The following is a 13,168-nucleotide window of genomic DNA, read 5'->3' as shown; positions in this document are numbered from 1 at the left end:
TGCGCCCTGAAGCAGGGCCTGTTCACGCGTTTTCCGGAGCCCAGCTCCGGCGCAGGTGGGTGATTTCCACGGTGACGGCCTCGCGCATCAGGGTGCGGGCGTGGACCACGGACAGGGTGTCGGTCAGCCAACGGGTGCTCAGGCCCTCCAGGAGGGCCGTGAGGCGTTCCTGGAGGGCCGTGAGGCGTTCCGCCGAGGCCAGTGAGCGCGGTGTCGCGGCCCTCGGGGGCGGGGGAGTGGTGACGTTCCGGGAGTCCTTCGCGGATGCGGCCATGGCCATACTCTCTGCCCGTCCGCAACACGGCGGCGGTGCCGGTCAGCGTGTCTGTCCACCGACACCGACGCCTACGCCGAGGACGCCCGCCAGCAGTACCAGCTCCTGTCGACGGCCACCACGGCGACCGGCGCCCCCATGGCCGCGAGCAAGCTCCAGGGCCCCGACTACTACAAGATCCGCTCCACCAACCGGGACTTCCTCGCCTCCTACGCCAACTACTACCTGTGCAACGGGGCCGTCATCTCCGGCCAGTTCGGTGACACCGCCGCCGACACCGCCGCCCGCGCCACCCTCGCCCGGCTCTACCCCGGCCGCGTGATCGAGCAGCTCGACATCGACCGCCTCGGCACCGGCGGCGGCGGGATCCACTGCGTCACCCAGCAGCAGCCCGTCCGCTGACGCAGCCCCTGACGCACCCGCGCGGCCGCGCACGCAGGCAGCCGCCGGACGCACGGCCGGGGCCGGGAGACCACTCCCCGCCCCGGCCGGACCTCCCCCTCCCGGCTCCTCCACGGGGGTTCCTTCGTACCGGCGCCCTTCGTACCTGCGCCTTTCGTACCGGCCCCTTTCGTACCGCCGCCCTTCGTACGGCCCCCCTTTCGTACCGCCCCCTTTCGTACCGTCCCCGTCAGGCCGACCGCAGCGCGTCCGTCGGGGACGAGCCGGCCGCGCGCAGGGCCGGGTAGATGCCGGCGAGGGCGGCGACCACCACGGACACCACCGGGCCCGCGACGACCATCGACAGGGGGACGGCCGCGGGCCAGCCCCGCGCGAGGGCGTAGCCGTACACGGTGAGGGCGCCCATGACGAGTCCGCCGATCCCTCCGACGAAGCCCATCAGGACGGCCTCCAGCAGGAACTGGGTGGCGATCTGGCCGCCCCTCGCGCCGAGCGCGCGGCGCAGCCCGATCTCGCCGCGCCGTTCCATGACGCCCACCACCATGGTGTTGGCGATGCCGACGCCGCCCACGAGGAGGGCGACCGCCGCGAGGGAGAGCACCAGGCCGGTGAGCGCGTCCTTCGCCTCGCCGCGCGCGGTGAGCAGGTCGGAGGGGCGGCTGACGGCCACGCCGCTCGGGTTGGCGGGGTTGGCGGTCGCCCCGGCCACGGCCTGCACGTCGGGGACGCGCTCGGGGTAGGACCGCAGGTAGATCGTCGCGGCCGTGCCGTCCGCGCCGAGGTGGGCGGTCGCCTGCGGCCAGCCGACGAGCGCGGCGGTGCCCAGTTCGGGCGCGAGCTCGTTCGGCGCCAGGATCCCGGTGACGACGTACGACTGACCGCCGAGCCAGACCCGTTCGCCGGGGGCGGTGACGCCGAGGCGCTCGGCGGCCTGGTCGCCGAGGACCGTCACCGGGAGCCGCTCGCCGGCCCGGTCCAGCCACGTGCCGCTCCGCAGCTTCGCGTGCAGGACGTCCAGGAGGTCGAGCCGGGCCGCCAGCACGCTGAGGCTGCCGGTCTGCTCCTTCGGCACGAGGTCGTTGCGGTACACCTCGGCCTTGGTGGCCCCGGTCGCGGTGACCCGCCGCACGGGGGCGATGTCGGCGAGCATCTTCTCGGCCGTGGCCGGCAGCGGCACCGGCCGCTGCTCGGCGTCCTTGCCGGGGCCCACGGTGATCAGGTTGGAGCCGAGCTGGTCCAGCCGGGCCAGCAGGTGTGCCTGGTTGGACAGGGAGATCCCGGTGACCGCGATGACGGCGGCGATGCCCAGCGCTATGCCGAGGGCGGAGAGCGCGGAGCGGGTCCTGCGGGTGCGCGGTCCGATCATGCCCAGGCGCAGCAGGTCCGTCGGCCGCAGCCGGGTGCGGCGTGGTGCGGTCGTCACAGGGCAGCTCCTACGGGGTGGGGGCCGCGTTCGTCGAAGTCGACGCGGCCGTCGTGGATGCCGATGCGCCGGGGGAACGAGGCGGCGAGCTCGCGGTCGTGGGTGATGACGACGACCGTGGTGCCCTTCCCGTTCAGTGCGCGCAGCAGGTCGACGACGGCCGCCCCGGAGACGCTGTCCAGGGCGCCCGTGGGCTCGTCGGCGAGGAGGAGGGCCGGGCGGCCGACCAGTGCGCGGGCGATGGCCACGCGCTGCTTCTCCCCGCCGGACAGCTGGTCCGGGCGGTGGTCGAGCCGGTGCCCGAGCCCCACCTCGCGCAGGGCCTCCACGGCGGCGGCGCGGCGCCGCGCGGCGGGCACGCCGCTGTACAGCAGCCCGGTGGCGACGTTCTCGACCGTGCTGAGGCCCGCGAGCAGGAAGAACTGCTGGAAGACGAAGCCGATCCGGTGGGCGCGCAGCGCGGCCAGCTCGGGGTCGGAGAGGCTGTCCAGATCGCGCCCCTCGAAGCGCAGCCGCCCGGCGGTGGGCCGGTCCAGCGAGCCGAGCAGGGCGAGGAGGGTCGACTTGCCGGAGCCGGACGGCCCGACGACGGCGAGGAGTTCGCCCGCCTCGACCGTCAGGTCGATGCCGTGCAGGATCCGCAGCGGAGGGGAGCCCGGGTACTCCTTCACGACGCCGGTGAGCTCCAGTACGGGGGCCGCCCCCGGGGACTGCCGGGGCGTCACTTCGGGACCACCACCCGGTCGCCGGCGCGGACCTCGCCGCTGACCTGCGCCCGCGCGTCGGCGACCAGACCCAGCTGGACCTTGACCAGCCGGGTGCCGCCGCCCTCCTCGATCCGCACGCCGTAGCCGCCGCCGTCGAGGGCGAGGAGCGCGGTGACGGGGACGATGAGCGCGTCCTGCGCGGTGTCGCCGACGATCGTGACGGTCACGGAGGAGGGACCGGCCCGGAGGGCCTGCCGCTGCCCGTCCAGGGCGATGGTGACCTTGGTCTTCTCCCCGCCGCCGGAGCCGCCCTGTTCGCCGTCGCCGCCGCTGTCGGCGCCGCCGCGTATGAGGGAGCGGACGCGGCCCTCGACCGTGCTGCCGTCGGACAGCTTCACCGTCACCCGCCCGTTCGGCTTGAACCGGGAGAGCTGGTTCTCGGCGGGCCGCACGAGGGCGACGAGGGCCGTGTCGGTGACCGTCATGATCGAGGCTGAGGCGACGGCCGAGCCGAGCTGGGCGCCGAGCCGCTCCACCCGGACGGTGGAGTGCGGCAGCATGACGACGTCACCGCGGGCGACCGTCCCGGTCTGCCGTGCGCCGAGCGCCTTCTGCCAGCGCTTCACCGCCGCCGCCGTGGCCTTGGTGAACTTCCCGTCCACGCTGAGGCCGAGTCCGTCCGCGTGGCCCAGGCGCACCAGGTTGCGCTCCAGCTGCTCCACGTCCGGGCCGTCGGGGACCCCGGGCCCGAGGTCGCGCCACAGCGGCCGCTTCCCGGTCATCAGGATCACCGGACGCCCGTCGACCTCGTACAGTTTCCCGCCGGCCTTGACGACGGAGCCGACCGGGGGCAGGGCCGTGAGCGTCCCCTGGCCGGAGGGGACGACGGGCGTGGGCGCGTCGAACGCGAGCGTGCCGGCGACCTGGATGCCGCTGGACAGCGAGCCCTTCTCCACGACCGCGGTGCCGTGGCCGAGGGACGGCTGCGCGGACGCGGTGCCGGGCCCCTCCCAGGGGCGCGTCACGGCGAGGGCGCCCGAGCCGCCGATGACGGCGATCAGGGCGAGCGGGACGACGATCCGGCGCCGCCCGCGCCGGGCCCGCCCGTGCGCGCGGTCGGGGGGCACGGAGGTGCCGGTGCCCCCGGTGTTCTCCAGAGTGTCGGTCATGGTCACTGACCGATCCGGTAGCCGGGCATCGGCAGCTTGCCGCAGGCCGGCTGGATGGCGTCCCACTTGGCCGCGTCGAAGAGCTTCGTCGGGATGACGAGGACGCCCTGCGCGTCGGGGTCGGGCAGGTCCGGGTAGCCGTTCTTCCGCGCGCACGCGACGAAGGCACGGCCCTGCTCCGCGAACTTCGCGTCGTTCTTGGATTTCACCTGGTGGATGCCGGGGACCTTCGCGTCGCACACCTTGGCGGCGGTCTCGTACCCCTCGACGGAGCCGCCGTCGGTACCGGCGGCCGGGATGGTGATGTTGCCCTCCTCGTCCTGCTCGACGCTGCTCTGCCCCTGCGCGTGCATGCAGTCCACCCAGGCCTTGCGCACCGCGTCGTCGTTCTGCGGGCCGCTCTTCACCGTGCCGTCGGCGCCGGCCACCCGGGGGGCCGCGTCCTCGGCCGAGCAGCCGCTCGCCACCAGTACGGCCGCCACGGCGGTCGCCGCCAGTACCCCTCGTCGTGTTCCGCTTCGCATGTCCGTTCTCCCTGCCGGCAGTCGTCGCTGACATCGGCCAGTTCTACGGAGGGGCCGGTGAGCCACCCGTGAGCGTGCGCCTAACGTGCGGCTAACCGGCGCCGGGGCATCCTTGACGGGCAGGAGCAGCGGGCGAGGGCGGCGCGGGGCGCGGCCGAGTGGAGTGGTGGGGACAGGATGCGCGTGCTCATCGTCGAGGACGAGGCCGAGCTGGCCGCGATGCTCGCCGACGGCCTGCGCGGCGAGGGCATGGTCTGCGACGTCGCCCACGACGGCGCCCGCGCCCTCGAACTCACGGCCGCCACCACGTACGACGTGCTCGTCCTGGACCGGGACCTGCCCCGGCTCAGCGGGGACGCCGTCTGCCGGGCGCTGAACACCGCCGGCTACCCGGCCAGGATCCTCATGCTGACCGCCGCCGGCGCCCTGTCCGACCTCGTCGACGGCCTCGGCCAGGGCGCCGACGACTACATGACCAAACCGTTCTCCTACCTGGAGCTGGTCGCCCGGCTGCGCGCGCTGGGCCGCCGCACCTCCGGCGGCGGCCTCCCCACGGTGCTGAGCCGGCGCGGCCTCAGCCTGGACACCGCCCGCCGGGTCGCCGAACGCGACGGGCGGCCGCTCAAGCTGACCCCCAGGGAACTCGGCGTCCTGGAGATGCTGCTCGCCGCCGACGGCGCGCCGGTCACCACCGAGGAGCTGCGCGACAGCCTGTGGGACGCGGCGCTCGACCCGGCCACCACCGCCGTGCGGGTCACCGTCCACTCCCTGCGCCGCAAGCTGGGCGAGCCCGCCCTGATCACCCACGACCCCGGATTCGGGTACCGGCTGTGAGCCGCGCCCGGACCGGCCGCCGGACCCCGCGCCCGCGACTGCCGCTGCGCGGCCGGCTGACCCTGGTCACGACGGTGGTCTTCGCGCTCCTGGGCTGCGGACTGCTCGTCCTGAACTGGCTGAGCTCCCGTCAGCTCATCGAGGACAACCGCTACCTGATCGTCCCCGCGCTCGTCACGACCCCCGCGGAGAACCCGGCGACGAGACCCGACCCCCTCGAACTCCCCGACCCCTCCGCCACGTTCGAGGTGCCCGCCGCGACGGTCACGCCCGCGGAGAGCTTCGAGGCGTTCCAGCGCAGCGTCCTCGGCGATCTGCTGGCGCGCTCCCTGCTGCTGCTCCTCGTCTTCACCGCGCTCGCCGCGCTGCTCGCCTGGTGGGCCGGACGCCGGTCGCTGCTCCGCCTCACCCAGGTCACCGCCGCCGCCCGGCGGATCGGCTCCGGCAGCACCCTGGACGAGCGGCTCGCCCTGACCGGACCGCACGACGAGGTCCGCGAGCTCGGCGACACCTTCGACGCGATGCTCGACCGCCTGGACCGCAGCTTCACCGCCCAGCGCCGCTTCACCGCCCACGCCTCCCACGAGCTGCGCACCCCGCTCACCCTCCAGCGCACCGCCCTGGAGATCCCGCTCGCCCAGGGCCGGGTCCCCGCCGACCTGCGCCCCGACGTCCAGCGCGCCCTGGACGCCAACGCCCGTACGGAGCGCCTCATCGCGGCGCTGCTGACCCTGGCCCGCGGCGAGAGCGAGCGGCCCGCGCCGTACCCGGCCGACCTGGCGGACGTGGCCGGGGCCGCGGTCGGGGACCTGGCCGAGGAGGCCCGCGCGGCCGGCATCCGGATCACCGCCGACACGAGGCCCGCGCCGGTCACCGGCGACCTGTCCCTGCTGCACCAGATCGCCCTCAACCTGGTGGCCAACGCGGTGCGGCACAACCACCGCGGCGGCACGGCGACGGTGACCACCGGCACCGTGGGCGACCGGGCCTTCGTCGAGGTCGGCAACACCGGCCCGGTCCTCGACCCGGCGGAGGTCCCCGAGCTGTTCGAGCCGTTCCGGCGGGGAACGGAGCGCCGCGCCGACGGCACCGGTCTCGGACTCGCCGTGGTCCGCGCGATCACCGCCACCCACCACGGCGAGGTCACCGCCGCACCCCGCCCCCACGGCGGCCTCACGGTCCGCGTGGAACTGCCCCGCCGGATCCCCGGCGGCACCGATCCTGACGACGCGCCGTGAACCCTGGACCCGACCGTCCCCCGTGCCATAGCCTCCACATACCGAGACACGGCGGCGTGCCCCGGTCCGGTGCCTGCCCGTGTCCGGACGGGCGTCCGCCTCCGTAACTCGCTTCCCACGGTGTCGTTCTGCGTCTTTCACGACGCAACGAAGGCGGTCATCAATGCCCGGTACGGAGTCCTCCGACTACACCCAGCGGCTCGCGAGGCTGGAGACCTCGGGGATCAAGCGTCTGTTGCCGACACAGGCCCCCTACCGGTGGAACCTCAAGCGCCTCGGTCTCGGCCGGGTCCTGGACGTGGGCTGCGGCCTCGGGCGCAACCTGCTGAACTGCGGTCCCGAGAGCGTGGGCGTCGACCACAACGCGACCTCGGTCGCCACCTGTCGCGAGCGGGGCCTCACGGCCTACACGCCCGACGAGCTCGCCGCCGCCCCGGACTGCGGGCCCGGCTCCTTCGACTCGCTGCTGTGCGCCCACGTCCTGGAGCACATGGACGAGTCGCTGGCGAACTCGATCCTCGAGCAGTACCTGCCGCTGGTGAAGCCGGGCGGTTCGGTCGTCCTCATCACCCCGCAGGAGGCCGGCTACAAGACGGACGCCACCCACGTCCGCTTCGTCGACTTCGAGGGCCTGCGCGGGCACGCGGAGAAGGTGGGCCTGACCATCGACCGCACGTACTCGTTCCCCTTCGCACGGTCGATGGGCAAGGTCTTCCCGTACAACGAGTTCATCCTCGTCGCCCGCACCTGAGGCGGATTCGGGGCGGTCCGGACCGGCTACGGCCCGGACCGGCTCCGGGCCAGTCCGGAGAGTCGGCCCCCGGCCCCCGTCTCACGGCACCCGGGCGGTCCACTCCGGCGTGGCGAACTTCGTCTCCGCCAGCTCCTTCGCGCGGGTCAGCTCCTCCTCCGTGACCGTGCCCTCGGACAGGCCGTAACGGGAGCGGAAGGAGGCGACCATGCGGTCGATGACCGCCTCCCGGGGCAGTCCGGTCTGGCGGCGCAGCGGGTCCACGCGCTTCTTGGCGCTCTTGGTGCCCTTGTCGGACAGCTTCTCCCGGCCGATGCGCAGCACCTCGGTCATCTTGTCGGCGTCGATGTCGTACGCCATGGTCACGTGGTGCAGCACCGCCCCGTCGCCCGTGACCATCCGCTTCTGCGCGGCCCCGGCGATCTTGCCGGCCTCGGTCGCGATGTCGTTGAGCGGCTGGTACCACGCCTTGACGCCCATGTCGCCGAGCGCGCCCAGCACCCAGTCGTCCAGATACGCGTAGCTGTCGGTGAAGGACAGGCCCTGGACCAGGGCGTCGGGGACCGAGAGCGAGTACGTGATGGTGTTGCCCGGCTCGATGAACATGGCCCCGCCGCCGCTGATCCGGCGCACCACCTCGATGCCGTGCCGCTCCGCCGCCTCCGCGTCCACCTCGTTGCGCAGCGACTGGAAGCTGCCGATGACGACGGCGGGCGAGCCCCACTCCCACACCCGCAGGGTCGGCGGACGGCGGCCCGCCGCGACCTCGGCGGTCAGCACCTCGTCGAGCGCCATGTGCAGGGCGGGGGACTGCGGCGGCTCGTGGACCAGCTGCCAGTCGTAGTCGGTCCAGTCCGTGGCGTGCGCGAGGGCCCGCCGGACCGCCACCCCGATGCCCTCCGTGGTCAGCCCGTACATCTGCGTCCCGGGCGGCAGCGCGGCGTCGATCCGGGCCGCGAGACCGGCCGCGTCCGTGTCGGCCGGGGCGCCCTCCAGGGCGCGGTCGATCGCCAGGATCGCCTCGTCCGGTTCCAGGAAGAAGTCGCCCGCGACCCGGACCCGGCGCAGGACGCCGTCCTCCGCGTCGAGGTCGACGACGACCAGCTTGCCGCCCGGAACCTTGTACTCGCCGTGCACGGGGCCCTCCCTGGAGGTAAAGGGGTGAACTCGATCAAAGCGTACTCGCGGCCGGCAGGTCGCCCTCCGGTTGTCCACAGGTCGTCACGGGGCCTCCGGAATGTCAGCCGGGTGTGCTTGGCTGGTCACATGACCGCATACCTCGACGGCGCAGACGGCACAGACAGCGCAGACCGTACAGACAGCGCAGACCGCACAGACAGTGCCGGCAGCGCAGCCTTCCTCGACCACGTCCTCGCCGGCGGTACGACCGAGGTGGAGGAAGCGGTCCGCAAGGCCGCCGCCGCCGAGATCATGCCGCGCTTCCGGCAGCTCGGCGCGGAGGAGATCGTCGAGAAGAACGGGCCGCACGACCTGGTCACCGTCGCCGACCGGGCCGCCGAGGCCCATCTGACCGCCTCCCTCACCGCCCTGCTCCCCGGCTCCGTCGTCGTCGGCGAGGAGGCCGTGCACGCCGACCCCGGGGTGTACGAGGCGCTCCAGGGCGACGCTCCCGTCTGGATCGTCGACCCGGTGGACGGCACCCGCCAGTTCGTGCACGGCGAGGCGGGCTTCTGCACCCTGGTCGCCCTGGCCCGGCACGGCGAGCTGCTCGCCTCCTGGACGTACGCCCCCGTCCTGGAGGAGCTGGCCGTCGCGGTGCGCGGCCGCGGCGCCACGGTGAACGGGCAGCGCATACGCTCGGGCGCGCCCGCCCCGGGAGCGGTCCTGGACGTCGCCACCTCGCACCCCGACTACACCACCCCGGACCAGAAGCGCGCCCTGCTCGGCCTGCGCACCGAGGGCGTCCGCCCCCGCCCCTGCGGCTCGGCCGGCCTGGAGTACCTGGCCGTCGCCAAGGGCGAGCTCGACGCCGTCGCCTTCTCCTGGGAGTACGCCTGGGACCACGCCGCCGGGCTGCTCCTCGTCGAGGAGGCGGGCGGCACCGATGTCACCCTCACCGGCGAGCGGTTCCGCGTCACGGGCGGCAACGCGCTGCCGTTCACCGCGGCCCGTGACGCGGCCACCGCGGCGCGGATCCGGGCCCTGCTCGGGGCCGGGTAAGTCCCTTACGGGGCCGCGCATATGCTGAGATCCCTGGCTATCGGCTGACGAAGGAGTCCGAAGGTGCCGTCGATGCTCGATGCCGTCGTCGTGGGGGCGGGCCCCAACGGACTGACCGCCGCCGTGGAGCTGGCGCGGCGCGGATTCTCCGTCGCGGTCTTCGAGGCGAAGTCCACCGTGGGCGGCGGGGCCCGGACCGAGGAGCTCACCCTCCCCGGCTTCCGCCACGACCCGTGCTCGGCGGTGCACCCGCTGGGCGCCGGATCGCCGGTCTTCAAGACGATGCCGCTGGACCGCCACGGCCTGGAGTGGCTGCATCCCGCGCTGCCCATGGCCCACCCCTGGGACGACGGCACCGCGGCCGTCCTCTCCCGCTCCGTCGCCGAGACCGCCGCCTCCTTCGGGCCGCGCGACGCCGGCACCTACCGGCGGCTCGTCGCGCCCTTCCTCGGCAAGTGGGACCGCCTCGCCGCGGACTTCATGCAGCTGCCGCTCACGGCACTGCCCCGCGACCCGGTCACCCTGGCCCGCTTCGGACTCGCCGGACTGCCGCCGTCCACCTGGCTGACGCGCCGCTTCCGCGACGACAAGGCGCGCGCCCTCTTCGCCGGCCTGGTCGGCCATGTCATCGCCCCGCTCGACGGCATCGCCACCGGCGCGGTCGGCCTGGTCTTCGCGCTCGCCGCGCACGCGGGCGGCTGGCCGCTGCCCCGGGGCGGCTCCCAGTCCATCTCCGACGCCCTCACCTCGTACCTGACGGAGCTGGGCGGCGCCGTCCACACCGACTACGAGGTCAAGCGGCTCGACGACCTGCCGCCGGCCCGCGCGTACGTCTTCGACACCTCGCCCACCGCGCTCGCCCGGATCGCCGGCCTCGGCGGCCACTACGACGCCTACCGCTACGGCGCCAGCGCCTTCAAGATCGACTACGCGCTCTCGGGCCCCGTGCCCTGGACCGCCGAGGCCGCGCGCCGCGCCGGCACCGTCCAGATCGGCCCCACCGCGGGGGAGATCGGCACCGCCCTGCGCCAGGCCTCCTCCGGCACGGCCCCCGGCACGCCCTTCCTCATCGCCGCCCAGCCCAGCCTCGTCGACCCCGGCCGCGCCCCCGAGGGCAAGCACGTCTTCTGGGTCTACGGCCACGTCCCCAACGGCTGGCAGGGCGACCTCACCGACGCCATCGAGCGGCAGATCGAGCGCTTCGCCCCCGGCTTCCGCGACCTCGTCCTCGCCCGCGCCACCGCCGGGCCGCCCGAGCTGGCCGAGCGCAACGCCAACTACATCGGCGGCGACATCGCCTGCGGCGCGGCCCGCGGCCTCCAGCTGCTGCTGCGCCCCAAGCTGTCCCTCTTCCCCTACTCCACCCCGCATCCCGCGGTCTTCCTCTGCTCCTCCGCCACCCCGCCCGGCCCCGGCGTCCACGGCATGTCCGGCCACAACGCGGCCAAGGCGGTCTGGCGCAGACTGCGCACCCCCGTCGGACGGTAGCCCCCGCCAGCCCCGGCAGCCCGGGAGCCCAGCGCAGCCACCCGTCGGCCCCGGCAAACCACGTGCGGGGCCCGGCGGTGCGGCGGGAGGATGGAGGCATGAGCAACCGGCCCGCGATCGTCCTCGTCCTCGGCGACATCACCCACCAGCACGCCGACGTCATCGTGAACGCCGCCAACTCCTCGCTGCTCGGCGGCGGGGGAGTGGACGGCGCGATCCACCGCAAGGGCGGCCCCGCCATCCTCGCCGAGTGCCGCGCCCTGCGCGCGGGGCACTACGGCCGCGGCCTGCCCACCGGGCGCGCCGTCGCCACCACCGCCGGCGACCTCCCCGCCCGCTGGGTCGTCCACACCGTCGGCCCCGTGTACAGCGCGGAGGAGGACCGCTCGGAGCTGCTGGCCTCCTGCTACGCGGAATCCCTGCGGGTGGCCGCCGAACTGGGCGCCGAGACGGTCGCCTTCCCGGCCGTCTCCACCGGCATCTTCGGCTGGCCCATGGAGGACGCCGCGCGCCTCGCGATCCGCACCGTCCGCGAGGAGGCCACCGCGCCCGTCCGGGAGGTCCGCTTCGTGCTCTTCGACACGGCCGCCCACACCGTCTTCGCCACGGCGCTCGCCGAGGCCGACGCCACCGGACGTTGATGTCGTTTTCTCGCCAGCCCCGACCGCCGTCGATCACCGATCCTTGACCCATGCACACCGACACCGAGCGCTGCGTGCGGGCCGTCCGGTCGAAGGACGCCCGCTTCGACGGCATCTTCTTCACCGCCGTCCGCACCACGCGGATCTACTGCCGCCCCAGCTGCCCGGCCGTCCCGCCCAAGGCCGAGAACATGGAGTTCCACCCCAGCGCCGCCGCCTGCCAGCGGGCCGGGTTCCGGGCCTGCAAGCGCTGCCGCCCCGACACCAGCCCCGGCTCACCCCAGTGGGACGTACGGGCCGACGCCGTCGCCCGCGCCATGCGGCTCATCCGGGACGGCGTCGTGGACCGGGAGGGCGTGCCGGGGCTCGCCGCCCGGCTCGGCTACTCCGCCCGCCAGATCGAGCGGCAGCTGCTCGCCGAGCTCGGCGCCGGACCGCTCGCGCTGGCCCGCGCCCAGCGCGCCCAGACCGCGCGGCTGCTCATCGAGACCACCGCGCTGCCGATGGCGGAGATCGCCTTCGCGGCCGGCTTCTCCTCCGTCCGCACCTTCAACGACACCGTCCGCGAGGTCTTCGCCCTCGCCCCAGGCGAACTCCGCGCCCGCGCCGGCCGCTCACGCGCCGCGCCCGCCGTCACCCCCGGCACGATCACCCTCCGGCTGCCGTTCCGCGCCCCGCTCAACCCGTCCAACCTCTTCGGCCACCTCGCCGCGACCGGCGTCCCCGGCGTCGAGGAGTGGCGCGACGGCGCCTACCGCAGGACGCTCGCCCTGCCGTACGGGCACGGGATCGTCGCCCTCGCGCCCCGCGCCGACCACGTCCTGTGCCGGCTCTCCCTGACCGACCCGCGCGACCTCACCCACGCCATCAGCCGCTGCCGCTGGCTGCTCGACCTGGACGCCGACCCCGTCGCCGTCGACGGACAGCTGCGCGCCGACCCGCTGCTCGCCCCCCTCGTCGACGCGGCGCCCGGACGGCGGGTGCCGCGCACCGTGGACGCCGCCGAGTTCGCCGTACGGGCCGTCCTCGGCCAGCAGGTGTCCACCGCCGCCGCCCGCACCCACGCGGCCCGCCTGGTCGTCGCGCACGGCGTCCCCGTCGACGACCCCGAGGGCGGCCTCACCCACCTCTTCCCGGCCCCCGAGGCGCTCGCCGGTCTCGACCCGGAGACCCTGGCGCTGCCCCGCAGCCGCCGCGCCACCCTGCTCACCCTCGTCGCGTCGCTCGCCGACGGCAGCCTGACCCTCGGCCCGGAGAGCGACTGGGCCGAGGCCCGCGCCCGGCTCCTCGGCCTGCCCGGCTTCGGCCCGTGGACCACCGAGGTCATCGCGATGCGGGCGCTCGGCGACCCCGACGCCTTCCTCCCCGGCGACCTCGGCGTCCGCCGCGCCGCCCAGGGCCTCGGGCTGCCCGCGACCCCCGCCGCGCTCACCGCCCGCGCCGCCCGCTGGCGCCCCTGGCGCGCGTACGCGGTCCAGTACCTCTGGGCCACCGACGCCCACCCGATCAACCATCTCCCCGCGTAAGGAACCCCGC

General features: G+C 74.7%; 14 protein-coding genes. 8 read left to right on the top strand and 6 right to left on the bottom strand.

Features of this window, described 5'->3' with window-relative positions:
* Positions 1-22: 22 nt before the first annotated feature.
* Positions 23-274 (bottom strand): hypothetical protein, encoded by a 252-nt coding sequence (locus ACZ3ZE_RS10355; protein WP_467258368.1) that lies wholly within the window; start codon positions 272-274, stop codon positions 23-25.
* 51 nt (positions 275-325) lie between these two features.
* Between ACZ3ZE_RS10355 and ACZ3ZE_RS10350 the strand changes: the two genes are divergently transcribed.
* Positions 326-676: an agmatine deiminase family protein gene (locus ACZ3ZE_RS10350; RefSeq protein ID WP_467258577.1), complete on the top strand. Its 351-nt coding sequence runs from the start codon at positions 326-328 to the stop codon at positions 674-676.
* A 229-nt stretch (positions 677-905) separates the two neighbouring features.
* Here the strand turns inward: ACZ3ZE_RS10350 and ACZ3ZE_RS10345 are convergent, their stop codons facing one another.
* From ACZ3ZE_RS10345 to ACZ3ZE_RS10330, 4 genes are read right to left on the bottom strand one after another with little or no spacing between them, the layout of a single operon-like run.
* A complete protein-coding gene (locus ACZ3ZE_RS10345) occupies positions 906-2,099 on the bottom strand; it encodes an ABC transporter permease (RefSeq protein WP_467258365.1) in 1,194 nt (397 codons plus the stop codon).
* Positions 2,096-2,824, bottom strand: coding sequence for an ABC transporter ATP-binding protein (locus ACZ3ZE_RS10340; protein WP_467258363.1), 729 nt, complete (start codon positions 2,822-2,824; stop codon positions 2,096-2,098). The genes ACZ3ZE_RS10345 and ACZ3ZE_RS10340 overlap by 4 nt, the downstream gene beginning before the upstream one ends.
* On the bottom strand, positions 2,821-3,975 hold the full coding sequence (locus tag ACZ3ZE_RS10335) for a peptidoglycan-binding protein (protein WP_467258360.1): 1,155 nt from the start codon (positions 3,973-3,975) through the stop codon (positions 2,821-2,823). The genes ACZ3ZE_RS10340 and ACZ3ZE_RS10335 overlap by 4 nt, the downstream gene beginning before the upstream one ends.
* A gap of 2 nt (positions 3,976-3,977) precedes the next feature.
* Positions 3,978-4,499, bottom strand: coding sequence for a hypothetical protein (locus ACZ3ZE_RS10330; RefSeq protein ID WP_467258357.1), 522 nt, complete (start codon positions 4,497-4,499; stop codon positions 3,978-3,980).
* Between the two features lie 177 nt (positions 4,500-4,676).
* On the opposite strand from ACZ3ZE_RS10330, the gene ACZ3ZE_RS10325 reads away from it, so the two are divergent.
* The 3 genes from ACZ3ZE_RS10325 to ACZ3ZE_RS10315 all read left to right on the top strand — a co-directional run bounded on the left by ACZ3ZE_RS10325 (position 4,677) and on the right by ACZ3ZE_RS10315 (position 7,322).
* A complete protein-coding gene (locus ACZ3ZE_RS10325; RefSeq protein WP_361174734.1) occupies positions 4,677-5,333 on the top strand; it encodes a response regulator transcription factor in 657 nt (218 codons plus the stop codon).
* Positions 5,330-6,571 (top strand): sensor histidine kinase, encoded by a 1,242-nt coding sequence (locus ACZ3ZE_RS10320; protein ID WP_361622799.1) that lies wholly within the window; start codon positions 5,330-5,332, stop codon positions 6,569-6,571. The genes ACZ3ZE_RS10325 and ACZ3ZE_RS10320 overlap by 4 nt, the downstream gene beginning before the upstream one ends.
* Positions 6,572-6,734: 163 nt before the next feature.
* On the top strand, positions 6,735-7,322 hold the full coding sequence (locus tag ACZ3ZE_RS10315) for a class I SAM-dependent methyltransferase (RefSeq protein ID WP_361174728.1): 588 nt from the start codon (positions 6,735-6,737) through the stop codon (positions 7,320-7,322).
* 81 nt (positions 7,323-7,403) lie between these two features.
* Here ACZ3ZE_RS10315 and ACZ3ZE_RS10310 read toward each other — a convergent pair whose 3' ends face one another.
* On the bottom strand, positions 7,404-8,459 hold the full coding sequence (locus tag ACZ3ZE_RS10310) for a lipoate--protein ligase family protein (RefSeq protein WP_361174725.1): 1,056 nt from the start codon (positions 8,457-8,459) through the stop codon (positions 7,404-7,406).
* A gap of 129 nt (positions 8,460-8,588) precedes the next feature.
* Here ACZ3ZE_RS10310 and ACZ3ZE_RS10305 point away from each other — a divergent pair, with 129 nt between their 5' ends.
* From ACZ3ZE_RS10305 to ACZ3ZE_RS10290, 4 genes are all read left to right on the top strand, one after another.
* Positions 8,589-9,503 carry an inositol monophosphatase family protein gene (locus tag ACZ3ZE_RS10305; protein WP_361622796.1) on the top strand — a complete coding sequence of 305 codons (915 nt, stop codon included), beginning with the start codon at positions 8,589-8,591 and terminating at the stop codon, positions 9,501-9,503.
* A 63-nt stretch (positions 9,504-9,566) separates the two neighbouring features.
* A complete protein-coding gene (locus ACZ3ZE_RS10300) occupies positions 9,567-10,991 on the top strand; it encodes a phytoene desaturase family protein (RefSeq protein ID WP_361174719.1) in 1,425 nt (474 codons plus the stop codon).
* Between the two features lie 98 nt (positions 10,992-11,089).
* Positions 11,090-11,632 carry an O-acetyl-ADP-ribose deacetylase gene (locus tag ACZ3ZE_RS10295; protein ID WP_361174715.1) on the top strand — a complete coding sequence of 181 codons (543 nt, stop codon included), beginning with the start codon at positions 11,090-11,092 and terminating at the stop codon, positions 11,630-11,632.
* Between the two features lie 50 nt (positions 11,633-11,682).
* Entirely contained in the window at positions 11,683-13,158 is a 1,476-nt protein-coding gene (locus tag ACZ3ZE_RS10290) for an AlkA N-terminal domain-containing protein (RefSeq protein ID WP_363290852.1), read from the top strand.
* Positions 13,159-13,168: the final 10 nt, after the last annotated feature.

It is taken from the genome of Streptomyces sp. NPDC023157 (assembly GCF_055560575.1).
This window is presented reverse-complemented; position numbering and strand designations above follow the sequence as displayed.